Origin of the sequence: Streptomyces sp. KPB2 (assembly GCF_003950055.1) — a bacterium.
GTDB classification, from domain to species: domain Bacteria; phylum Actinomycetota; class Actinomycetes; order Streptomycetales; family Streptomycetaceae; genus Streptomyces; species Streptomyces salinarius.
This window is the reverse complement of record NZ_CP034353.1, coordinates 1,457,073-1,479,410: the sequence shown is the minus strand read 5'-3', so window position 1 is coordinate 1,479,410 and position 22,338 is coordinate 1,457,073. Positions and strand designations below refer to the sequence as shown.

Here is a 22,338-nt window from a genome sequence, read left to right as displayed (position 1 = left end):
GCACAGGTTGTAGAGACCGTCTGCAGGCGTCCAGGTAAGTTCAAGGTGACCGTGTAAGGCCAGCTCAGAGCGTTTTGATCTAGGGGCGTCGACTCAGTTGGTGATCGGCTTGTGATAGCGGCGTTCGACGAGAAGCTCCGCAGGTGCGGTCCGGCAGGGCTCTTGAGCGGGTGGGTTTGTGCGTCTGTATTGGGTGTCCTTTCACTTGGGTCTCCTCCTCTCCGAGTACGGAGGCGGGGACGCGGTGACAGCAAGCCTCCAGGCTCGAGCCGCAGCGTGCGGCCCAATAACTGTGCGCGGTCGACTGCTGCGCATACTGTCCGCTGCTGCAAAGTTCACGCTCGGTGTCCCGGCTCTGGCTGTCCTTTCGAGGCGCGCGGATGGTTGACCGTGCACGCGACCATCCAGCCACCATCGGACGCGGGAGGGTGAGAGTCGCCGGTGGCTCGGGGAGCAGCCTGGTCCATGGCTGGTGCGGTCTACAGGGGGCGTGGGGAAGGGTGCTCGGAAATTCGTGCGCGACCTGTTCATAGCCGGTCGGGCCTGTCAACATCTCACTGACAGGTGACGTTGGGGGCTTGCGTGGTGTCGGTGCAGAGCAATGATCAGCGGTTGTTGGAACGCATCCTGGAGGACCAGCATCGCAAGCTGGCGCCGGACAAGAATCGGGATGACTTCTTCACGTTCTTCGCCGCGGACAAGGCTCTGCAGGACTGGGACCTGGACAACGACGAGATTACGGACGGCATCGTCGACGGCGCGCATGATTGCGGCATCGACGGCATCTGGACGTTCGTGGACGAGCGCTACATCACCGCTGATGCTCACCAGTTTCTCCCGTCGCGTGCCGGCAAGATCGAGTTGGTCATCTTGCAGGCGAAGAACTCCTCGGGGTACCAGGAGTCGGTGATCGAGAAGCTGCACTTTCATCTGCCCGCTCTGTTGGACATGGGCCGGGACGAGGAAGACCTGGTCGCCCACACCAACGCCAAGCTGCTCGAACGCACGCGCCGTTTTCTGCATATCCTCGAAGAACTGGCATCGTCCTTCCCGCAAGTTCGCATCAAGGTCATCTATGCGAACAAGTCGGCGGAGACGCCGCACCCCAACGTCAAGGCCAAGGGCGACAGGCTCAGACGCCAGCTGGCGAAGATCACTTCCGACACGCGGGCCGACCTTGAATACCTCAGCGCCGCTGACCTGCGCGAGCGGACTGCCCGCGGAGCCAAAGCTGTCGCACAGCTAGTGTTCACCGAAACGCCGATGAGCACATCGCTCGGCGAGGGCTATGTCTGTCTGGCGCGGCTGGACGAGTACTACCGCTTCATCACGTCCGACAACGAGGCGTTGCGCTTGGAGCTGTTCGAGTCCAACGTGCGTGACTACGCGGGGTCTACGGCCGTGAACAACGCCATCGGCGAAACTCTGAAGTCCGGGACTGGCGAGGACTTCTGGTGGTTCAACAACGGTGTCACCGTCGTCGCGGACGCTGCCCAGATCGCCGGCAAGAGGATCGTGGTCAAAGAGCCTCAGATCGTCAACGGGCTCCAGACCAGCCACGAGATATACAGCTACATTCAGAACGGTGGTCAGCACCGCGACCGGTCCCTCCTCGTCAAGATCGTCGTCGCGCCTGAGTCCGGCACGGCTCGCGACCGCATCATCCGAGCGACCAACAGCCAGACCCAGCTGCCCGCCGGCGCATTGCGGGCCACCGAGTCCATTCAGAAAGACATCGAAGAGAGCCTCGGCCAGGCGGGCGGCTACTACTACGAGCGCCGAGCCAGCTACTACCGCAACCTCGGCTTCCCCCTCGATCGGGTCGTCAGCATGGCCAGGCTTGCCCGCGAGTTCACCGCCTTCGTTCTGCGCGAGCCACATACCGCGCTGCGACACTCGGACGCGCTACTACTCGACGACCAGCACTACGCGCAGATCTTCTCCCCTCGGCACGACCTGGACATCTACCCCTTGTGCCTCGATGTGCACACCAGGCTGCGCGCGTTTCTCACCCGGTATGCCGAAGACCGGCCCTTGCTGGGTGACTCGCTGGAGAACTGGCTCTACCCGCTGGCAGCCATGTCCGCCTACACACTCACTCGGCTGCGGCAGCCTACGCCGCGAGACCTGCTCAACATCGACCCCGGGCACCTCAGTGACGACTTGATGTTCCGCATGACAGGCACTCTGGAACAAAGCTTCAAAAGCGTCCTCCGCCGCAACAAGGCCGGCGGCGTAGACCGGATCGCCCGCACCCCCGACTTCACCACCAAGATCCGCCAAGCCGTCGTGTCCCAGAGCCGTTACCACATCGAAGGCTGAGCGCTACCCAGGAAATACGGCCGGGTCTGTCCACGGCCGATGATGGGGTCGGCGGGCGTGGCCCGGCCGGGTGCTATTTCGCGGCGGCGATAAGCGCGGACGGCGCACGGCCCAAGGGTCGAAGCCGTCGCTGCCTGGACTCGAAGAAGTCCAGCCCAAAGGTCGACGACGCAACATCGCGGACGCAAGAGCCGGAGCCCTCAGCCTGCATCGGTACATCAGGAACCGCTCTGTGGAAACTGTCCCGACGTCGGCCGACACCGTCGCGTCCGGTCGGGCGTCCTGACGCTGTCGTCGGCCGGTGCGGCCTGCGATGTCCCTGTCGTCCGGGCGACGTTGACGACCCCGGCCAGGGGTGGGACCGGGGTCATGTCAGGACTCCTGCCGTCACTGGTGCGGCAGGTCGCGGCAGGAGTGTTCGTGCCTGGCCGGCAGTTCGTCATGCCCGATCCCCAGGACCCGGACAGGGAGAATATATTCGCCGTCGTGTGGCGACTCGCGGGCCCATGGGCAAGGCTGCGGAGGAAGTGGCCCGGACGTACTGCGGATTCCGGTCTTGGCCGTTCGGCCCAGGTCAGGCAGGCCGAGTACGGAGCGGGAGCCATGCTCGAGACCTGTGGATCGAGCCCGGGGAGCACGCGAAGGGCGTACCTTCCCGAGTGATCGACTGGTGGTCATCGAGTAGGCCGGTGTTCGCAGCACCGGTCGGGAAGGCACGCCCGTGCTCAGCGTAGTCAACGACGACGGCACCGTCGCCAACAGCTCCTCCCTGATCGATGAGATCGTCCGCGAGGGTGCACGACGGATGCTTGCTGCCGCGTTGGAAGCAGAAGTCAACGCCTATATAGCCGAGTTGATCGATCATAGAGGTGAGACCGGCCGACGACTGGTGGTCCGCAACGGTTACCACCAGCCCCGCAAGGTGACTACCGCGGCCGGCGTGGTGGAGGTGAAGGCACCGCGGGTCAACGACAAGCGCGTCGACGCGGAGACCGGCGAGCGCAAGCGGTTCTCCTCGGCGATCCTGCCGCCCTGGTGCCGCAAGAGCCCGAAGATCAGCGAGGTGCTGCCGCTGCTCTACCTGCACGGCCTGTCCTCCAGCGACTTCGTGCCCGCGCTGGAGCAGTTCCTGGGCAGCGCGGCCGGGCTCTCCCCGGCGACGGTCACCCGGCTCACACAGCGGTGGCAGGCCGACCACGCCGCGTTCATGGAGCGCGACCTGTCCGAGGTCGACTACGTGTACGTGTGGGCCGACGGTATCCACCTCAACGTCCGCCTGGAGGAAGCCAGAGCCTGCGTCCTGGTGCTGGTCGGGGTGCGCGCCGACGCTCGAAGGAACTGGTCGCACTCAAGGACGGCTACCGCGAATCATCCGAGTCCTGGGCCGACTTGATGCGCGACTGCGCACGCCGGAGCATGCGCGCCCCCGTCCTCGCGGTCGGTGACGGCGCCCTGGGATTCTGGAAAGCACTCGCGGAGGTCTTTCCGGAAACCCGCGAGCAAAGGTGCTGGGTTCACAAAACGGCCAACGTCCTCGACGCTCTTCCAAAGTCCGCGCAGCCGGGCGCGAAGAAGGCGATCCAGGACATCTACAACGCCGAAGACCGCGAGCACGCGGTCAAGGCGATCAAGACGTTCGCCCAGCTCTACGGCGCGAAGTTCCCCAAAGCCGTCAAGAAGATCACCGACGACCAGGACCAGCTGCTGGCGTTCTTCGACTTTCCCGCAGAGCACTGTATCCACCTGCGGACCACGAACCCGATCGAGTCCACGTTCTCCACCGTCCGCCTGCGCACCAAGGTCACCCGCGGGGCCGGCTCCCGTACCGCTGCCCTGGCCATGGTATTCAAGCTCATCGAGTCCGCCCAGGCCCGGTGGCGGGCCGTGAATCACCTCACCTCGTCGCCCTTGTCCGCGCCGGAGCCCGCTTCGAACGCGGTCACCTCGTCGAACGCGAAGAGGTGACTGCCGCGTGAGCCGACCGACGCCCATCGAAACACCCTGGATGGTCCTCGTCGGTCCGGCCGGCACCGGAAAGACCACCCTCGGCCAAGAGATCGCGGCAAGGACGCAGAGACCGTTCGTCGACCTGGACGCTGCCGCGGACGGGTACTACGCGGAGGCGGGATGGAGCATCGACAAACTCCGCGAGCGCATCACCGCGGTCGGACGCCTTGCAGCCGAAGCGGAGTGGGAACTAGGGGCTGTGTGATGTCGTGATCACACGGTGTACTTGAGCGAGTCGTCGATCCAGATTATGGAGGCTCGGAGGTGGAGGCCGGCAAGGTAGCTTTCGGGTGACTTGTCGTAGCGGGTGGCGACGCCCCGCCAGGCTTTCAGCTTGTTGATCAGGCGTTCGACAGTGTTCCGTTCCTTGTAGAGGTCGGCGTCGTGGCTGATGGACCGGCCGCCGCGTGAGCCCTTTTTCTTGCGATTTGCGGCCTGGTCCTTCTTCTCCGGGATGACTGCTTTGATGTTGCGTTTTCGCAGGTAGCGGCGGTTTCCGCGCGATGAGTAGGCCTTGTCACCGGCGACTGCGCCAGGTTTGGTGCGGGGACGGCCGACCGGCAGACGGACTCGCACTTTCTCGAGCACGGGGATGAACTGCGGACTGTCCGCGGCCTGCCCGGCGGTCAAGACGAAGGCGAGCGGACGGCATCTGCGGTCCGCCGCGAGATGAATCTTGCTGGTGAGGCCGCCCCGGGACCGGCCGAGCAGGGCTTGCTTCAGACGGAGCTTGTGTCGGCGCCGGATACGCCGGCGCTCGTCCTGTCCGTTCTGTTCCTCCGTACCACCCCTTTTTGCCGGGCTGTCTCCTGCTTGTGCGCAGCCTCCTCCAGGGCCGACATGAGGTGCTTGCTGACGCGGAGCCCCGCGGCGTCATGGTGGGCACGGACCGTAGTGGAGTCCACGCTGACCAGCGATAAATCTGTTTGCTCCGCGCGGGCTGCCTGAGCGATCAGGCCTTCCAGCAGGGCGGTGAACACACCGGCGTCTCGCCAGATGCGGAAACGTCCGTAGACGGTGGCCCATGGGCCGAACTCGGCAGGCATCTCCCGCCACTGACCGCTGGAGCGGAACCGCCAGATCACCCCCTCGAACTGTTCCCGCAAACGCTCCGGATACGGGCCGTACTTACCGATCGGCAGATACGGCTCGATGAACTTCCACTGAGCATCGGTGAGTTGCCTACGCGTCACGACCACAGTCCTACCGGCTTCCACCTCGCGAAGAGCTCAGAACCCGGCAACTAATCACGACAACACACAGGCCCCAGGAGTCGCCGGCGCCGCGCCACCCTCAGGCCGACGATGGTCCGAGGGTGACGCGGCGTGTGGACAGCCTTAGGGGCACCGGCAGTTGGCGACGAGGGCGTTGTCGGAGGGGTGCTCTACCGTGTTGATCAGCATCGGGCTCCGCCCGCACGGTGCCGGTCACCGATCCCTCGTCAGAAAGCGAACTCGTGAGCAACTGGGACAGCACAGTCGGCCCCTCCGGCGATCCCGTGGGGCAGACGTCCCGCAGCAGTGCCTTCCGGGCCTTCGCCCGGCGGCACGGGGTGTCCGACGACGCCATCACCCGCCTGCTGTGGAGCATGGAGCCGGCCGTGTACTTCAAGCAGAAGACGCCGGAGAGCGTCCGGCCCGGCGACCGGGTGATCGGTCACATCGGAGGGGCGCCGGCGCTGCCCCTGGACATGGAGTGGAAGGTGGGCGACATCTTCGTCGCATCCTTCGACCTCGCCGCGGTGCCCCGCACGCTGTTCGACGACGGGCTGCCCCGGGAGGGGCACCTCCTGCTGTTCACCTGGTCGGACGCTGGCGGCGGCAAGGCGCTCTACATACCGCCCGGGACCAAGACGACCGTGCGCCCGGCCCCCGTCCCGAGCGAACTGGACCTGCAGTTCGGGTCCTCCCACATGATGCTGGACCGCTGGACCATGGTCGCCTCCCACAACGACGCATGGGACGCCCACGCCTGGCTCATCGGCGAGGACCACGGGGGCATCTGGGGTGAGCCGGAAGGGGAGGAAGCCGAGTGGCACGCTCGGCTGGAGGCCGCCGTCGAGGAGTACGCCGCCAAGGTCGGCGTCAGACCGGCCATGGACAACAGCACCGACAAGCTGCGGGGAGTGCAGGGGAACATCCACCACAGCTGGGACAAGAGCACAGAGGCGTTCCAGCGCCTGCGGGAGGAGGCGGTCCGCGAACTCAGGGACGCCCCGGAGCGGTTCGACGAGGTCTACGACCGGGCATGGCGGGAGCTGCCCGGACAACCGCTGTTGCACCTCGCGACCTTCAACATGGAGTCGCTCCAGTACGACTGGATGGACGGCGACATCAGCTGGTTGATCAGCCGCGACGACCTTCACGCCAGACGGTTCGACAAGGTCGAGCACTACTGGTTGGGCTGATTTCTGCGGTTCGGCCTGTCCCGGAGGCCTCGTGACCACCGCGTGATCACGACATCACACACCCCCTAGCCCGGGCACACGCCATGGCCCGCGCCGTCGCCGATCATCTCGACGCCGTTGTGGCACTGGGCGCAGGCCACACCAGCTACACCGACCACCAGCACCTGGTCACGGTCCGCACCGCTCTGAGCCGTTGCCGAGACGTGGTCCGACTCCTGCCCTCCCCAAACCGCGACGTCTCACTGACCGTCCTACGGCGACGCTGCACGGCGAGCAAGGGCCGATCCTGGATCATCGACGGGCACGACTTCCTCGCCCACTGGCTCGACGACCCCGGCACCGAACAGGTCGCGACACAGACGATCTACACCCGTGACGAGACACCCGCCCAGATCACAGCACGGCTGCTCGCAAGCAGTTGACCGGCGAAGGACGAACGAACACCCCGAATCCACAGGTATTGACAATGACTCATCCGCCCAGCCCGACCTCTTCTGACTAACTGTGGCCGCACCTCTGCTGTGATGCATGAGGGCCGGGCCGGTGGGCGGGGCAACGCCTCGCGCATCCACCGGCTCGGCAATGCCACGTGCCTACGGAGAGCCGACCCGAACCGAGGGCCGTACACATGAGGGCGGCCCATTGCTGCAGCGCGTCCCAGGGGCTTTCCGATGGGTCGTGTGAGCTCCTTGCCTGCGACGCCTCTGTTGGAATCAGTTACGTTGCGCTGCGCCGCATCGGGTCTACCCGGCTGCGCCACGACTCACGTACCCACGCGGCAAGAGCCGATGGAGGGCATCCGATGCCTCAAGCGATACGCCGCCCGCGAGGTCTTCAACCTGATCAGACCGGATTCCCATACCCTCCTCTTGATAGCGCGTCCGGGAGGCTGGGCGGGGCCCAGACAGGTCTTGCGTCAACGGTCCTAGGGAACTGTGACGGGCGACCCGGCCCTGGCCCAGCGTTGTTCCCGGCCAGTGGGCGTCGTCCTAGCGGCGTTACGCGGCGGACGTGCTCATGAGCGGAGCGGGAAAGTCGACGGGCCCGCGGGTGCATTAGTGCCAGAGGGCGGACCCGGAACTGGGCCTGAGGTGCACAGCATGAGCGTGGTGTCGTCACAGTGTTCGCCCAGGCTTGCCCCCGACAGTGGCAGGACCGTCCGTGTTGAGACACAACCAGGGAGACACACATGGTACGAGTGCCCGAGCCCGAACATACGCCCGAGGGGCCCCAGTACGAGGGCCGTCCGCTCGACCGTCCGGACGACGAAGTGGTGGACCAGGGTGCCGCCTTCGACGCCAGGACGCTGATCGGCCGCAGGCGAGTGCTGAGCCTGTTCGGGATCGGGGCCAGTACGGTCGTGCTCGCCGCCTGTTCCTCGAACAGCTCCGGGCCGAGTGCCACGTCCACGGCTGCGGCGTCGGGCTCCGCGGGCACAGAGGGCGAGATCCCGGAGGAGACGAACGGCCCGTACCCGGCGGACGGCACCAACGACGTCAACGTGCTGGAGCGGTCGGGCATCGTGCGCAGCGACATCACGACAAGCCTCGACGGCGGAACGGCCGTCGAGGGCGTGCCGCTCACTCTCACGCTCACGGTCACCGACATGGCCAGTGGCGACATCCCGTTCGAGGGCGCCGCAGTCTACGTGTGGCAGTGTGACGCGCAGGGCCGGTACTCGATGTACTCCCAGGGGGTGGAGGAGGAGACCTACCTCCGCGGTGTGCAGTTCGCCGACGCCGACGGCGTGGTGACCTTCAAAACCATCGTGCCGGGCTGCTACACGGGTCGCTGGCCGCACATCCACTTCGAGGTCTACCCCGATGCCGACTCCGCGACGGACGTCGCCAACGTCGTCGCCACCTCTCAGCTCGCCTTTCCGGCCGACATGCTGGGCAAGGTCTACGCCCTCGACGGCTACTCCGGGTCCAGCGACAACATGGCCGGCGTCGGCACTCGTGTGTCCGACGACGACATCTTCGGCGAGGGGGACTGGAAGCTGCAGGCGCCCACCGTGTCCGGCGAAGCGGGCTCCGGCTATGTCGCGAAGCTGGACGTCGGTGTCGACACCGACACTGAGCCCACCCGCGGCGGCGCCGGTCAGCCGCCCGGCGGAGGGGGGTCGCAGCCCCCCGGGTACCCGCCGGGCGGTGCGCCGTCGGGCAGCACGCGCGGCTGACCGGCGTTTCGCCGCGAGGCCGCCAACCTGCCGGAGCGACGCAGTCGAAAAGGCATCACGCGGTGCCGCTTCGCGAGGCGGGCACGGCCAGCGCCACAGGTTCCGGTCGCACTCGAACCCATGCGACAGCAAGGGCGCCACTCCCTAGCCTCGTCGGAAGACCGTGACGTCGTTTCTGCGGGGCATGTCCCTTCCGGTCATTGCTCCGTTCCCGTGTGAGCGGGCCTGGCGGACTCCGGAGAGAGCCTTGCGCGACCAGGCTTGGACGGCGAGGTCGCTACCGGCCGGTCCGGGCTCGTTCCGGCGGCGGTCCGACTGCGTTTCCGTCTTCGAAGCGCGGTTCGGCTCCGGGGTACACGAGTGTCCGGTGGTGCCCCCTGGTGGTGTCATGAGCGGCCGGGCCTTCACCCAGCGGACGAACTTGAGTTCGGCGAGGTCCCCGACCATCGTGACCAGGGACCTCAGCGCCGGGACGGTGGCCACCGATGAGGGGGGGGAGGGGAGGAGGCGGCGCGCTCCGGCAGGCCGCCGAGCCGTCCCCGGCGGTCGTCAGCGCCTCGCGTCCCCGGTGCTCAGGCGGTGGGGGAGGGCGAGACGCCCGGCGGAGTGCCTCCCCCCGGCATGCCTCCGCCGTCGTTCTCGGCCTCCGGGTCCACCGCCATCGTGATGTGGCCGACCACGCCCCGTGCCAAGTGGCGGCGGTCGTAGACGAGCCGCAGCAGTCCACCCGGTGTCCCGGTGCCCGGGTAGATCGTGTCCTGGTCCAGGGTGACGCGGGTGACGGAGTTTGCCGCGTAAGGGTCGAGCCCGACGGTGGCCTCCACCGCGCCTTCCGGGAAGTAAAACTGCCCTGTGTGACAGGTGCGTCCCCCGGTGTAGCCGTCCGAAGTGCGCTCGCCTCCCGTGTGCACCTTGGTGTGGATGTGGACGGCTCGTCCGCTGTACCAGCCGGGGAAGATCGTGCGGAAAGTGACGAAACCCTGGTGATCGGTCATCTGGATGCCCCGCAACCAGGTCAGGTCGTCCGTCGGAGTGGCATGGCCCCCGCCGCCCCCGCCGGGCGGCGGATCCGTCGGCGTGCCGGAGGGCTGCGGCGTTGGGGGCTCTCCGGGCGGGGTGCCCCCGCCGTTGCCGCCGGCGGTGTATCCCGAGTAGACGCCGGAGGCGTCGCAGTGCCAGATCTCGATCGCCGTGTTCCGCAGGGGTCGGCAGGTCGTGGCGTCCACCGCGCGGAGCAGCAGGATGAGCGGCACGCCGGTTCGGTCCTCGACGACGTTGCGGCGAAAGAGCTCATAGTCGATGTAGTAGGGGCCCTCGATCTGCTCGGTCGTCAGCTGCATGCACGTGTCGGTGGCCAGCGCGGCGGTCCGTGCCGAGTCGAGGGCGTCCGTCGCGCCGACGCCCCCGCGGGCGGAGGCGTGGGCGGCCGCACCCATTCCGGCGAGGGTGACGGCGCCGGCCCCGCCCAGTGCGAGGACACGGCGACGTGACAGGGCCCGCGAGACGAACGCGTTGTCGGCCTCGTCGTAGAACTGGTGTGGGTTTGTCATGTACGGGAAGCTAGGTCGGTGCGCTGTGAGAGGCGTGTGAAACAACGGCCATTTCCAGCCGATCCCGGCCGGCTCCGCCCGCCGTCCAACCGCTGCCTGTCCGAGGTACCGCCGTATTTTGGCCGGATCGGTTCCCCTCGGAACTGGAACCGATCACTTGCCATGCACGAGTGCCTGGTCTGCGACCGGTCAGGGGCAACGGTCGCAGACCAGGTCCCGTTGAGACGGCTGGTCTGTACAGCCGACGACTTCATGCCACGGCCGTCCCCTGCGGGAGCCGGCTGCGCCTGTTCGAAGGTTTCTGGTCGCCTTGCGGCGCGGGGCGGCTCCGACGTCGCCTTCAGTACGCCCGAACGCCTCGTCCGGCAGATACGACGCGGCGGGGGGTTCGCTATTTTGTGGCCCCTTGAGCAAAGCCGTTGTAGATGTAGCGCTGGAGGAACAGGAAGACCACCAGCGTCGGCACGATGACGAGAACGGCTCCCGCGGAGATGTTCTCCCAGTGCGCCCCGAACGGTCCTTTGAACCGGAACAGGGCCGTCGACATGGTTCCGAGGTCCTCGGCGGGCATGTAGAGGAAGGGGATGTAGAAGTCGTTGTACGTGGTGATGCCCTTGATGATGACCACGGTCGCGATGGCCGGCTTGAGCAGCGGGAAGATGATTTTCCGGTAGATGGTGAAGGAGTTGGCGCCGTCGAGCCGCGCGGCCTCGTCGAGGGACTTCGGGATTCCGCGGATGAACTGCAGGAAAATGTAGATGGCCACGATGTCCGTGCCCATGTACAGCAGGATCGGGGCCCAGCGGGTGTTGAACAGCCCGAAGCTGTTGACCACCTGGAAGGTGGCCACCTGCGTCGTCACGGCCGGCACCAGCGTGGCGATCAGGAACAGCGCCATGACGAGCTTCTTGAAGCGAAAGTCGAAGCGGTCGATCGCGTACGCCGTCATCGAGCCGATGATCACGGTGCCGGTGATGGAGAACAGCAGGATGAAGGCCGTGTTGCCGAATGCCTGCAGCAGGTGGCCGTCGTTGAAGGCCGTGGCGTAGTTGGAGAAGTTGAGCCAGTCGTCCGGCAGGGCCAGGGCGCCCTGGCCGTCGGAGATCTCCCCGTAGGACTTCAGCGAGGTCAGGAAGACCACGGCGAGCGGCAGCAGCACCACGAGCGAGGCGACGACCAGCGACAGGTACGTCAGGGCGGTGCTGACGCGCGGGCGGCGGCGCGCCCGATCCTGCGCGCGGCGGGCTGGGGCAGTGAGGGTCATACGAGGTCCACCTTCTCGTCGGGTACGAGGCGGCGCTGGATCCAGGTGATCACCAGGATGATCGCCAGCAGTACCACCGCGCAGGCCGAGGCCAGGCCGGTCTTGTTGAACTGGAAGGCGAACTTCACCGTCTGGATGACGAACGTCGAGGTCTCCGTCGCGCCGCCGGTCATGATGTACGGGATCTCGAAGACGGAGAGCGAGCCGGAGATCGCCAGGATGACGCTCAGGCTCAGCACCGGCCGGATGCTCGGTGCGATGATGTGCCGGAACTGCTTCCAGCGGCCGGCGCCGTCCAGTTGGGCGGCCTCGTAGAGTTCGCCGGGGATGGACTGGATCGCGCCGAGGAACAGGACGAAGTTCAGGCCGGTGAAGCGCCACACCGACACGCCGGCCATGGAGGTGTTGGCCGACTCGGGCGTGCCCAGCCAGGCGTGGTCGGTGCCGACGCCGAACCAGGACAGGACCGAGTCGAGCGTGCCGCCGTCCTGGAAGAAGTAGAGGAAGACGAAGCCGATGGCGACGCCGTTGATCAGGTACGGGAAGAACAGGATGCCCTTGAACAGGTTCCTGAAGCGCAGGTCGAAGCTGAGGACGGCGGCGAAGTACAGGGCGATGACGATCTGTACGACGGACGCCGCGAGGTAGTAGAAGCTCACCGCGAACACCCGGAACAGCTCGGGGCGGGTGAAGATCTCGGTGTAGTTGTCCGCCCCGACGTAGTTGCGGTCGGGGCTGATGCCGTCCCAGTCGGTGAAGCTGTAGTAGATCATGTTGCCCACCGGCACGTACGTGAACGTGACCAGCAGGGCGAGGGGGGCCAGCAGGAACAGCCACGGCGTGATCTTGCGCATCGGCCGGTCGCGCCACGAGGCGCCGGCCCGTGCCCGATGCCGGGTGCGTTGCTTGCCGGTCGGGCCCCTCGTCCCGGCGGCCGGGGTGGGCGGTGAAGCGGTGGAGGCAGTTCGGGTCATTGCGGAGCCAGGGCCTTTCGTCGTCCGCTGAGGGCGCTGGGCGCCGGGTCCCCCGTTCTCCGGGGAGGCGGGGAGGGGACCCGGCGGGTGCGGGGCCAGACGGGTGCTGGGGTCAGGAGCCGACGGTCTGCCTTGCCTCGGACCAGCGCTTGTTCAGGTCGTCCAAGTAGCCATCGAGGCTTCCGTCCGTGGCACCGCGGGCGATGTCGATGAGCTTCTTGCGGTAGTCGGGCTTGTTGAGCCCGATCTCGGAGGCGTTGTCGATGGCGTCGACCTCGGCCGTCCGTGCCGCGGAACGCTCGATCGTCTTGACATCGTTGTCAACGTAGTCCTTGAGAGTCTCCGGCATGCCCTCGGACTTCAGGGCCGAGACAGCGCCCTCCTTGGCCGCGTACCCGGACTTCTCCGTGAACCAGTCGATCCACGCCCGCGCGGCCTCCTTGTGGTCGGAGTGGATGTTGACGGCCTGCTGGTAGTCGGAGACCAGGGTGGAGCAGAACTTGCCGTCCTTCTGGTACGGGAGGGGCATGAAGCCGATGTCGTCAGGGTTCTGGCCGGCCTTCTCGGCCGCGTCCCGCATCTGGTTGATGGCCCAGGAGCCGAGCACCATGCTGCCCACCTTGCCCTTGGCCAGGAGGGTCTTGGAGCTCTCCCAGTTGGTGGTGGCCGGGTCCTTCTCCGACAGCTTCTCGTGGACGATGTCGTAGAGCAGGGTGTCGAGGGCGTTGAGGTCGTTGCCCTCGGCCCACGGCTTGTCCATGTCGGCGAGCTTGTCGTGGCCCTGGGTGTCGCAGCTGACGGAGCCGACACTGTTGGTCCAGGGGCTCTCCAGCGGCCAGCCGTCCTTGAAGTTGGTGTAGTACGGGGTCGCGCCGGTCTTGTCCTTGACGGTCTTGAGGTCGTCGAGGAACTGCTCGGGTGTCGTCGGCCAGTCGGTGATCCCGGCCTTCTTGAACAGCGCCTTGTTGTAGACCAGACCGTTGGCGGTGCCGAAGGTGGCGATGCCGTAGGTCTTGCCACCGACGTCGGTCTTGTCCGTGAAGCGGTAGGTGGGCTTCATCGACGAGGTCTCGCCGAGCGGCGCGAAGAACTTGGGGTAGTCGCCCTTGGCGACTGCCGACGGGATGAGCAGGACGTCGCCGTAGTCCTCCGTATTCATGCGGATCTTCACCTCCCCCTCGTAGTCGGTGAGGCCCTCGAACTCGACCTTCACGTCGGGGTAGGTCTTGTTGAACTCGGCGGCGTACTTCTTCATCGTCCCGTCCTCGACGAGGTCGGTGCGATTGGTGAGCACGGTAATGTCCCCCGAGACGCCGTCCGGGTTCACCGGCGCGGCGGCGGTCTCGCCGGCGTCCGCGCTGCCCCCTCCGCTGCACCCCGCAACGGTCAGCATCGCGGTGGCAAGCAGTGCGACGCTCAGCGTCCTCTTCCCCATGTGCCCAGCTCCTTTCCAAGGATTACGGCTCGGGCTCCGGTGGTGGTTGACGGCGACTATGTCAGCCACTCGTGAACCGGTAAAGCTTCCCAAACCTTCGCGATACTCAATCGTTACCTGAGGTGAGAGGCTGAGTCGGCCCATTCATGTGCCAACTGTGCTTCCGAATGGCCTCCTGTCAAGGACGGAGGGCTAGACCGGTTCACTTCTGTGGGGTTAGGTTGAGTCGCGTTCATACGACACCGGGCCCGTCCCGCCGAAGGAGCCGTACATGAAGGAAGTCCTCCCGCTCGCCGAGGGCTGGAGCCTGAGCCACAGCGACAACCTGCTGCCCGCCCAGGTCCCCGGCTGCGTCCACACCGATCTGCTCGCGGCCGGCCTGATCCCGGACCCCTTCCTCGGCGTCAACGAACCCGCCGTCGCCTGGGTCGGACAGCGGGCCTGGACCTACGTCCGCGACCTGCCGGGCTCCGACACCGCAGGGGAGGGGCACGAGCGGACCGACCTGGTCTTCGACGGACTCGACACGGCCGCGACCATCACGCTGGACGGCCGGGAGGTGGGCCGCACCCGGAACATGCACCGGCGTTACCGCTTCGACGTCACCGGCCGCCACGGGCGCCTGGAGGTGGACTTCGCCTCCGCCTACGACGAGGCGGCCTCGGTGCGGGCGCTGACGGGGGAGCGACCGAACGTCTACCCGGAGCCGTTCCAGTACATCCGCAAGATGGCCAGCAGCTTCGGCTGGGACTGGGGCCCGACCCTGGTGACCGCGGGCATCTGGCGCCCGGTCCGGCTGGAACGCTGGTCGACGGCCCGGCTGGCCGACGTACGCCCGCTGGTGACGGTCGAGGGCGGCACGGGCCGCGTCGAGATACGCGTCGAGATCGAGCGGACCGCGCAGGGGACGGCCCGCCCGCTCATCGTACGTGCCACCGTCGGGGACGGCCTGGCCGAGGCGCGCGGCGTGGTGGAGGGGACACACGCCGTACTGATGATGGAGGTGCCCGACGCCGCCCTTTGGTGGCCTCGCGGATACGGTGACCAGCCCCTGTACGACCTGGAACTCGAGCTCACCGAGGAAGCCGCGGGTCCGGGCGCCGAAGAGCGGCCCCTCGACTCCTGGCACCGGCGCATAGGCTTCCGGACCGTGGAACTGGACCGCTCGGCCGACGAGCACGGCACCGGCTTCACTCTCGTCGTCAACGGCGAACGGATCTTCGCGCGCGGGGTCAACTGGATCCCCGACGACGTGTTCCCGTCCCGGATCACTCCCGAGCGCTACCGCACCCGGCTGCGCCAGACGGCCGACGCGGGCGTGGACCTGGTGCGGATCTGGGGCGGCGGCATCTACGAGGACGACGCCTTCTACGACGCCTGCGACGAGCTGGGGCTCATGGTCTGGCAGGACTTCCTCTTCGCCTGCGCCGCCTACCCCGAGGAGCAGCCGCTGCGCGGCGAGGTCGAGGCCGAGGCGCGCGACAACGTTGTCCGGCTGATGCCGCACCCCTCGCTCGTCCTGTGGAACGGCAACAACGAGAACCTCTGGGGCTTCCGCGACTGGGACTGGGAGCCCGAGCTGCGCGGCGACTCCTGGGGCGGCGGCTACTACCTGGACCTGCTCCCGCGGATCGTCGCCGAACTCGACCCCACCCGTCCCTACACGGCGGGCAGCCCGTGGTCCGGCTCCTGGGACCACCACCCCAACGACCCGGCCCACGGTACCCACCACTCGTGGGAGGTCTGGAACCGCCGGGACTACGCCGAGTACCGTGACTCGGTGCCGCGCTTCGTCTCGGAGTTCGGCTGGCAGGCGCCGCCCGCGATGGCGACCCTGCGGCGCGCGCTGCCCGGCGAACGGCTCGCGCCCGACTCGCCCGGCATGCTGCACCACCAGAAGGCCGAGGACGGCAACGGCAAGCTGAACCGGGGCGTGGAGCGCCACTTCGCGCCGCCCGAGGGCGACTTCGACCGCTGGCACTACCTCACCCAGGTCGTGCAGGCCCGCGCGATCGCCACCGGGATAGAGCACTGGCGCTCGCACTGGCCCGTGTGCGCCGGAACCATCGTCTGGCAGATCAATGACTGCTGGCCGGTCAGCTCCTGGGCGGCCATCGACGGCGACGGCCGGCTCAAGCCGCTCTACCATGAGCTGCGCCGGGTCTACGCGGACCGCCTCCTCACGCTCCAGCCGGGCGACGGCGACGACGGCCTCCCCGTACTAGCCGCCGTCAACCAGTCCGCCGAGCCCTGGCAGGCACGCATCACACTGCGACGCCTGCGGGCGGACGGCACCGAGGTGGCCGAGCACGTGCTCGACGTGACCGTCGCCGCCCGCGCGGTACACCGCCGGACCGTGCCGCAGGACCTGGCCCCCGCCCAGGGGTCCGCCAAGGAGTTCCTCGTCGCGGACAGCGAGGACCTGCGCAGCGTGCACCTGCCCGTGACGGACCGCGAGTTCGCCTACCCGGCCCCGCACTACGACGTGGCCGTGGAGTCCCCGATGGGCGCCGGGACGGGTAATGTCGAGGTCGTGGTAACCGCACACACCCTCGTACGCGACCTCCTCCTGCAGGCCGACCGGCTCGGACCGGACGCGGTCTGCGACACCGGACTGCGCACCCTCCTCCCCGGCGAACAACTCCGCCTGCGGGTCACGGGCGCTACCGACACCGGGGCCAATGCCGTCCGCGCGGCGCTGTTCTGCGTGGAACCGGCGTGAGCGCACCGTCCGTACGCGTCACCATCAAGGACGTCGCCGCGGCCGCCGGCGTGTCCAAGGGCGCCGTGTCCCTGGCCTTCAACGACAAGCCGGGGGTGTCCGACGCCACCCGGGAGCGGATCTTCGCGGCGGCCCGGCAACTGGGCTGGGCCCCGAACTCCTCGGCCCGCAGTCTGTCGCGCCAGTCCGTCGACACCGTCGGCCTGGCGATCTGCCGGCCCGCCAGGCTGCTCGGCCTGGAGCCGTTCTACATGGAGTTCGTCTCCGGCATCGAGAGCGTGCTGGCCGAGCGGGACTGCTCACTGCTGCTGCGCCTGGTCGGCTCGCTGGACGAGGAGATCGGGCTGCAGGAACGCTGGTGGCGGGAGCGGCAGATAGGAGGCTCGATCCTGGTCGACTTCCACCACGAGGATCCACGGATCGCCCCGCTGCGGCGCATCGGCCTCCCTGCTGTGGCGGTCGGTCACCCGTCCCTCACGGGCGGATTCCCGTCGGTGTGGACCGACGACGACGCGGCCGTCGCCGAGGCGGTGCGCTACCTGGCGGTGCTGGGGCACCGGCGCATCGCGCACGTGGGCGGTCCCCGAGGGCTCGGGCACAGCGCCATCCGGACGACCGCGTTCGAACGGACCATGAGTGAACTCGGCCTCGACGGCGGTCCGCACGTCGAGACGGCCTTCTCGGGCGAGGACGGCGCGCGGGCCACCCGCTCCCTGCTGCTGTCCGCCGAGCGCCCCACGGCGATCCTCTACGACAACGACATCATGGCGGTCGCCGGACTCGGTGTCGCCGCCGAGATGGGCGTCTCCGTGCCGGACGACCTGTCACTGCTGGCGTGGGACGACTCCCAGCTGTGCCGGCTCACCCATCCGACGCTCTCGGCGATGAGCCACGACGTGCACGGGTTCGGTGCGCAGGTCGCGCGAGTGCTGTTCGAGGTACTGGCGGGCCACGACGTGACCTCCGGGCCTGTCGCGACGCCCTCGCTGGTACCGCGGGCGTCGACCGCGCCGCCCCCGTCGTAGAGCGGCGGGCAGGGACGGTCCAGGGGCGCGGCGCCATGCCGCGCCCCTTCGCGTGTCACCGAGAGCTTCGCTGTGAAATGCCAGCCGGACCGCGGTAGTTCCACAGGAAATTTCACCCAAGGGCACTGCAAGTGGGTACTGCAAATGAGAGCGAAGAGCTGCCCCGTGAGCCGCACTGCTCCAACAGTGTCACGAAACCGGTTAAGCGCTGGTTTCGTGAACGACGGGCGATGTCGCCCCGCTCCGTTCTGCGAACTGTTGCCGGGCCGCCGCCGCCGCGCCGATGAGCCCGGCGTCCCGTGCCAGAGCGGCGGGACGCACCTTGAGATCACGCACGAAGTCGAGGACCGCGAATGCGCGCAGATGGCGGCGCAGGGGCGTGAACAGCGTCTCGCCCGCCTGTGCGACACCGCCCCCGATGACCGCGACCTCGATCTCCAGCAGCGCCGCGCTGCCCGCGATCGCGGCGGCCAGCGCCCGGGCCGAACGGTCGTAGGCAGTCAGGGCACGCTCGTCGCCCTCGCGTGCGGACGCGGCGACCGCGGCGGCCGAGGGCTGCGAACCCGGCCCCGGCGACCAGCCCGTCTGCACGGCGTAACGGGTGATGGCGGTCCCACTGGCGTACCCCTCGACACATCCCCGCGCCCCGCAGGCGCAGGGCGGTCCGTCGATGCCGACGGAGATGTGGCCTATGTGCCCGGCGTTGCCCGAAGGGCCGGGATGCAGTCGGCCGCCCAGGACGTATCCGCCTCCGACGCCGGTCGAGACGACCATGCACAGGGCGTTGTCCACGCCCCGAGCAGCCCCCAGCCAGTGTTCGGCGGCGGCCATGGCCACGGCGTCCCCGAGCAGGACTGGTTCGAGGCCGGTGAGGAGCAGTGGATGGGCGCGCACGCTCTCGACGAGGGGGAAGTCCCGCCAGGCGGGAATGTTCACGGGGCTGACCGTGCCGGCCGCTGTGTCGACGGGGCCTGCGCTGGCGATGCCCACACCACGCACGGTGCCCCAGGCGGGGGCGGCCGACAGGGTGTCGATCACGGCGTCGATCGTCCGTGCCATGCGTTGGGCGGACTCCCTCGCGGGTGTGGGGAGTTCGGCTCGGTGGACGACGGACCCCCCTTCGTCCACCAGCGCTCCCGCGATTTTGGTCCCTCCGATGTCCAGGGCGGCGTACACCGATGTGGTCCTTTCTCCAGTCGATCCCCCGGGAAACCTCGAAGCAGGATGTGGACGCGACGAGGAAACCGGTGATGCGACAACGTTGTCATTGCAGAGAAGCAAACGAATTCTGGGCGATCGCGCTGTGCTCTGGCGGGAGCAGGCCCACGGTGGCCACGAACAGCGTTCCTTCGCCCTCGACCAGGACTTCCTGGTCCGAGGCGGGAAGAAAGCAGGAGGCGCCGGGGCCGAGGCGCAGCGGCTCGGAGTTCCCGGTCCTCGTGCTCAGTCGGGCCGATCCGCCCGCACAGAAGGCGATGCGAGGGCCGGACGCGGGTACGAGGGGCCCGTCGGAGCCGTCGAGCTCGGTCCTGTAGAGCGCGAACTCCGCCACCGGGCAGTCGTACAGCCAGGTTGAACCCGGCCCCGGGACGCTCCTCGGCACGACCACCGGCACGCGCACCGCCGGGTCGGTGATCCGTAGCAGCTCCGGCACGTTCACCTCCTTGGTCGTCAGTCCCGCGCGGAGCACGTTGTCCGAGTTGGCGAGCAGCTCCAGGCCGACCCCGTGCACGTAGGCGTGCAGCCCGCCCGCCGGCATGAACAGGGCGGTGCCCGGCTCCAGAACCCGGTGGTCCAGCAACAGGGAAGCCACCAGGCCGAGGTCTTCGGGATGATGTCCTGACATGCGTTCCACCACCGCGTACGCGGCTGCATAGGGGTGCGCGGACCGCGCCAGGCGGCGGCTCGACGCCACGACGGCGGAAGTCAGCGGCGCGCGATCGTCCGGCGCGCGTTCGAGCAGCGCGCGCAGGGCCTCGCAGAGGGCTTGCTCACCGGTGCCGGCTCGCAGCAGTCCGATCACCGGGCGAAGGCCGTCGACCTCGAGGTTCTCCAGGAGGTGCGCGGCCTCCTCGCGGTCGCGGAATCCGGCCAGGACCTCGAAGCGGCTGAGCGCGTAGAGCAGCTCGGGCTTGGGCCAGTCGTCCGCGTAGGGGCCGTGACCGCCGCGGGCCTGCTGGGCGGCGAAGGCCGAGCGGGCCTGGTCCCGGTCCGGATGCACCTGGATGGACAGCGGCTGCTCGGCGGCCAGCACCTTCAGCAGGAACGGCAGCCTGCCTCCGAACGTCTGGGCGCAGGCGCCCCCCAGCTCCCCGTCCGGATCGCCGGCCACGGCGTCCAGGAGCGTCGTGGCCCGTCCGTCGCGGGTCAGCCCCGCGGGACCGGACGGATGCGCGCCCATCCACAACTCCGCCTCCGGCCCGGCCGACGGGGTGTCCCTCCCCTGCAGCCGGGCCAGTGCGTCGCGTGAACCCCATGCGTATGGCTTGATGATCGGTTGAAGTAGATCCACGGTCGTACGTTAACCGTGTCTGAACAGATTCCATGAGCTGCCCGGGCCCCGTTATTGAACCGGTATAGTTGATGCGGTCGGCTTTCCGTCACACTGACGAGCAGGCTGTTCCATTCAGCGTGAAGGAGCCGGGAACGCCGTTCGTGCCGGCTTGCGAGGCGCCGCTGAACCCGAAGTTCACGGTCGCTCCGGGTGCGATGGACGTGTTGTAGCCCGAGGGGTGGGTCACGGTTACGCTGCGACCGTCCTGGACGCGGGTGGCGTTCCAGATCTGCGTGACGGACTGGCCACCGGGGAAGGTGAACGACAGCTCCCACCCGTCGACCGCCGTGCTGCCGGTGTTGTGGATCGTGACGTCCGCGTTGAAGGTGGTTCCCCAGTCCGACAGCCGGTAGTCGACCCGGCACGGTGTGCCGGCCGTGGGCGACGCGGTGGGTGTGCCGGTCGGGTCCGGCGTGGTGGTCGGCTCGGGGGTCGTCGTCGGCTCTCCGGTGGAGGGCGAGGAGGACGGGGTGCCGGTCGGGGAGGTGCGACCGCTCTTGGCGGCCATGCGGGCGGAGTGGGCACGGAACACGTCGAGTTCCGGATCGCCCTGGGTGACGCCGAACTTCCCGTCGATCTCGCGGTCCTGGTACCACCAGAAGGCGCTGCCGTCACCGCCGGCCGCCTCGAAGTCGGCGTAGATCTCGCTCCACCAGGCCGCCCGGTCGACGTTGTGGACGTTGAACTCGCCCATGAAGAAGGGCTTGCCGACCTTCTCGTGCGAATCGGTAATCCAGGCCCGGACCAGCTCCTTCGTCTCGTCCAGGGTCAGGTCGGCCCAGTACTCGGTCGGGTAGGGATGCGCCGAGGTGAAGTCCAGGTACGGTGACTGCTGGAGGTGGACGAAGGGGTTGCCCTCGTCGCCGCCGAAGCCGTACTGCGTGCCGTGTCCCTCGATGCCGGCGCCGAGCAGGTGGTTGGGGTCGATCTCCTTGACGAAGGCCCCCATCTCGTCGACCCAGGCACGCAGCGTGGTCCCCTCGACGTTCTCCTCGTCGCTCTGGCCCTCGTAGCGCGGCTCGTTCATCAGGTCCCAGGCGAAGATGGTCGGGTCGTCCTTGTACTTGACGCCGCTGTAGTGGTTCGTCCGGTTGAGGGCGTGGCTCACGTAGTTCTTGTAGGACGTGAAGCACCCGGGGCAGCGGTCCTTGTCGAAGAACGCGGCACGGGCGGGCTGCCCACCGGACAGTCCCTCCCAGCCCAGGCGCGTGTCGATGCCGCCGTATGCCTCCCAGTAGTTCTCGAAGACCGGCATGAGGCGCAGCCCGTGCGTCCTGGCGGACTCGATGACGTAGTCGAAGAGCGCGAACTGCTGCTCGTCGTAGACGCCTTCGGACCTCTCGAAGCCGTGCCAGCTCTCGTGGCTGAACATCCACAGCCTCACGACGTCGACACCGTCGTCGCGCATGCGTGCCATGTGGGCGTCGATGCGTTCCTTGTCCATGTACTGCGTCTCGGTGTCGCCGGAGCCCGAGCCGAAGGTGAACAGGTCATAGGCGTTGGCGCCGGCGACGTAGTACTCCTCGCCGTCGAGGCAGAAGCGGATCCCGCAGCGCGTGACGAAGGAGTCCTCGGCGGCGGCCGAGGCCGGGGGCGGGCGCATGAGCGACAGACACGCGCCCGCCAACGCGGCCACGAGCAGGAGCACCAGAGGCGTCACATACCGTCTGGATGAGGGGAGGGGGTGAGCATGCATAGCGGCTCTCTCGTTCGGAGGTGACTTGCATGTACCGGTTAATCGGGGAGGAACGTAGGGGCGTCTACTTCGACTGTCAATCAATCGCGCAGAGTGTGTTCATGCTGGTAACTGCCCCCTCTTGAACGTCTCTTGGTGCTGGGCAGCGTGTTTAGCGGTTTAGTACGCCAGGGCTTCTCGACTTGCTGAGGCGAATCTTGAAC

General features: G+C 67.8%; 14 protein-coding genes and 2 pseudogenes. 8 read left to right on the top strand and 8 right to left on the bottom strand.

The window, feature by feature from the left end; genetic code table 11:
- Nucleotides 1–615: 615 nt before the first annotated feature.
- The 3 genes and pseudogenes from D1J63_RS06400 (at nucleotide 616) to D1J63_RS06390 (ending at nucleotide 4,534) form a co-directional block, all read left to right on the top strand.
- Nucleotides 616–2,322 (top strand): AIPR family protein, encoded by a 1,707-nt coding sequence (locus D1J63_RS06400; protein WP_241235521.1) that lies wholly within the window; start codon nucleotides 616–618, stop codon nucleotides 2,320–2,322.
- Between the two features lie 721 nt (nucleotides 2,323–3,043).
- Nucleotides 3,044–4,298 (top strand): annotated as a pseudogene (locus D1J63_RS06395) (IS256 family transposase).
- On the top strand, nucleotides 4,295–4,534 hold the full coding sequence (locus D1J63_RS06390; RefSeq protein ID WP_197923489.1) for an AAA family ATPase: 240 nt from the start codon (nucleotides 4,295–4,297) through the stop codon (nucleotides 4,532–4,534). Before D1J63_RS06395 ends, D1J63_RS06390 begins: the two are co-directional and overlap by 4 nt.
- An 8-nt stretch (nucleotides 4,535–4,542) precedes the next feature.
- Here D1J63_RS06390 and D1J63_RS06385 read toward each other — a convergent pair.
- Nucleotides 4,543–5,522 (bottom strand): annotated as a pseudogene (locus D1J63_RS06385) (IS5 family transposase).
- A 263-nt stretch (nucleotides 5,523–5,785) separates the two neighbouring features.
- On the opposite strand from D1J63_RS06385, the gene D1J63_RS06380 reads away from it, so the two are divergent.
- From D1J63_RS06380 to D1J63_RS06370, 3 genes are all read left to right on the top strand, one after another.
- Nucleotides 5,786–6,736 (top strand): DUF1963 domain-containing protein, encoded by a 951-nt coding sequence (locus tag D1J63_RS06380; protein WP_125628102.1) that lies wholly within the window; start codon nucleotides 5,786–5,788, stop codon nucleotides 6,734–6,736.
- A gap of 83 nt (nucleotides 6,737–6,819) precedes the next feature.
- Complete coding sequence (locus D1J63_RS06375) at nucleotides 6,820–7,158, top strand: hypothetical protein (protein ID WP_125628101.1); 339 nt, start codon at nucleotides 6,820–6,822, stop codon at nucleotides 7,156–7,158.
- A 767-nt stretch (nucleotides 7,159–7,925) separates the two neighbouring features.
- The gene (locus tag D1J63_RS06370; RefSeq protein ID WP_125628100.1) at nucleotides 7,926–8,915 is read left to right on the top strand and encodes an intradiol ring-cleavage dioxygenase; all 990 of its coding nucleotides are present in this window, start codon (nucleotides 7,926–7,928) and stop codon (nucleotides 8,913–8,915) included.
- A gap of 572 nt (nucleotides 8,916–9,487) precedes the next feature.
- On the opposite strand, the gene D1J63_RS06365 is transcribed toward D1J63_RS06370, so the two are convergent.
- From D1J63_RS06365 to D1J63_RS06350, 4 genes are all read right to left on the bottom strand, one after another.
- The gene (locus D1J63_RS06365; protein ID WP_125628099.1) at nucleotides 9,488–10,465 is read right to left on the bottom strand and encodes an intradiol ring-cleavage dioxygenase; all 978 of its coding nucleotides are present in this window, start codon (nucleotides 10,463–10,465) and stop codon (nucleotides 9,488–9,490) included.
- Between the two features lie 391 nt (nucleotides 10,466–10,856).
- The gene (locus tag D1J63_RS06360) at nucleotides 10,857–11,729 is read right to left on the bottom strand and encodes a carbohydrate ABC transporter permease (RefSeq protein ID WP_125628098.1); all 873 of its coding nucleotides are present in this window, start codon (nucleotides 11,727–11,729) and stop codon (nucleotides 10,857–10,859) included.
- A complete protein-coding gene (locus tag D1J63_RS06355) occupies nucleotides 11,726–12,703 on the bottom strand; it encodes a sugar ABC transporter permease (RefSeq protein WP_125628097.1) in 978 nt (325 codons plus the stop codon). The genes D1J63_RS06360 and D1J63_RS06355 overlap by 4 nt, the downstream gene beginning before the upstream one ends.
- Nucleotides 12,704–12,815: 112 nt before the next feature.
- A complete protein-coding gene (locus tag D1J63_RS06350) occupies nucleotides 12,816–14,138 on the bottom strand; it encodes an extracellular solute-binding protein (RefSeq protein ID WP_125628096.1) in 1,323 nt (440 codons plus the stop codon).
- A gap of 271 nt (nucleotides 14,139–14,409) precedes the next feature.
- Between D1J63_RS06350 and D1J63_RS06345 the strand changes: the two genes are divergently transcribed.
- Entirely contained in the window at nucleotides 14,410–16,860 is a 2,451-nt protein-coding gene (locus D1J63_RS06345) for a glycoside hydrolase family 2 protein (RefSeq protein ID WP_125628095.1), read from the top strand.
- Nucleotides 16,857–17,885, top strand: coding sequence for a LacI family DNA-binding transcriptional regulator (locus D1J63_RS06340; RefSeq protein ID WP_055469152.1), 1,029 nt, complete (start codon nucleotides 16,857–16,859; stop codon nucleotides 17,883–17,885). Before D1J63_RS06345 ends, D1J63_RS06340 begins: the two co-directional genes overlap by 4 nt.
- A 201-nt stretch (nucleotides 17,886–18,086) precedes the next feature.
- On the opposite strand, the gene D1J63_RS06335 is transcribed toward D1J63_RS06340, so the two are convergent.
- From D1J63_RS06335 to D1J63_RS06325, 3 genes are all read right to left on the bottom strand, one after another.
- Nucleotides 18,087–19,061 (bottom strand): ROK family protein, encoded by a 975-nt coding sequence (locus tag D1J63_RS06335; RefSeq protein WP_125628094.1) that lies wholly within the window; start codon nucleotides 19,059–19,061, stop codon nucleotides 18,087–18,089.
- Between the two features lie 88 nt (nucleotides 19,062–19,149).
- The gene (gene manA, locus D1J63_RS06330; protein ID WP_125628093.1) at nucleotides 19,150–20,397 is read right to left on the bottom strand and encodes a mannose-6-phosphate isomerase, class I; all 1,248 of its coding nucleotides are present in this window, start codon (nucleotides 20,395–20,397) and stop codon (nucleotides 19,150–19,152) included.
- Between the two features lie 88 nt (nucleotides 20,398–20,485).
- Nucleotides 20,486–22,099, bottom strand: coding sequence for a cellulose binding domain-containing protein (locus tag D1J63_RS06325; protein WP_164712736.1), 1,614 nt, complete (start codon nucleotides 22,097–22,099; stop codon nucleotides 20,486–20,488).
- Nucleotides 22,100–22,338 lie beyond the last annotated feature (239 nt).

Excerpts from the sequence above, each read along its gene's own strand:
- D1J63_RS06350 (WP_125628096.1), bottom strand. The coding sequence starts at position 14,138 with ATGGGGAAGAGGACGCTGAGCGTCGCACTGCTTGCCACCGCGATGCTG.
- D1J63_RS06355 (WP_125628097.1), bottom strand. The coding sequence starts at position 12,703 with ATGACCCGAACTGCCTCCACCGCTTCACCGCCCACCCCGGCCGCCGGG.
- D1J63_RS06365 (WP_125628099.1), bottom strand. The coding sequence starts at position 10,465 with ATGACAAACCCACACCAGTTCTACGACGAGGCCGACAACGCGTTCGTC.
- D1J63_RS06345 (WP_125628095.1), top strand. The coding sequence starts at position 14,410 with ATGAAGGAAGTCCTCCCGCTCGCCGAGGGCTGGAGCCTGAGCCACAGC.
- D1J63_RS06370 (WP_125628100.1), top strand. The coding sequence starts at position 7,926 with ATGGTACGAGTGCCCGAGCCCGAACATACGCCCGAGGGGCCCCAGTAC.
- D1J63_RS06360 (WP_125628098.1), bottom strand. The coding sequence starts at position 11,729 with ATGACCCTCACTGCCCCAGCCCGCCGCGCGCAGGATCGGGCGCGCCGC.
- D1J63_RS06375 (WP_125628101.1), top strand. The coding sequence starts at position 6,820 with ATGGCCCGCGCCGTCGCCGATCATCTCGACGCCGTTGTGGCACTGGGC.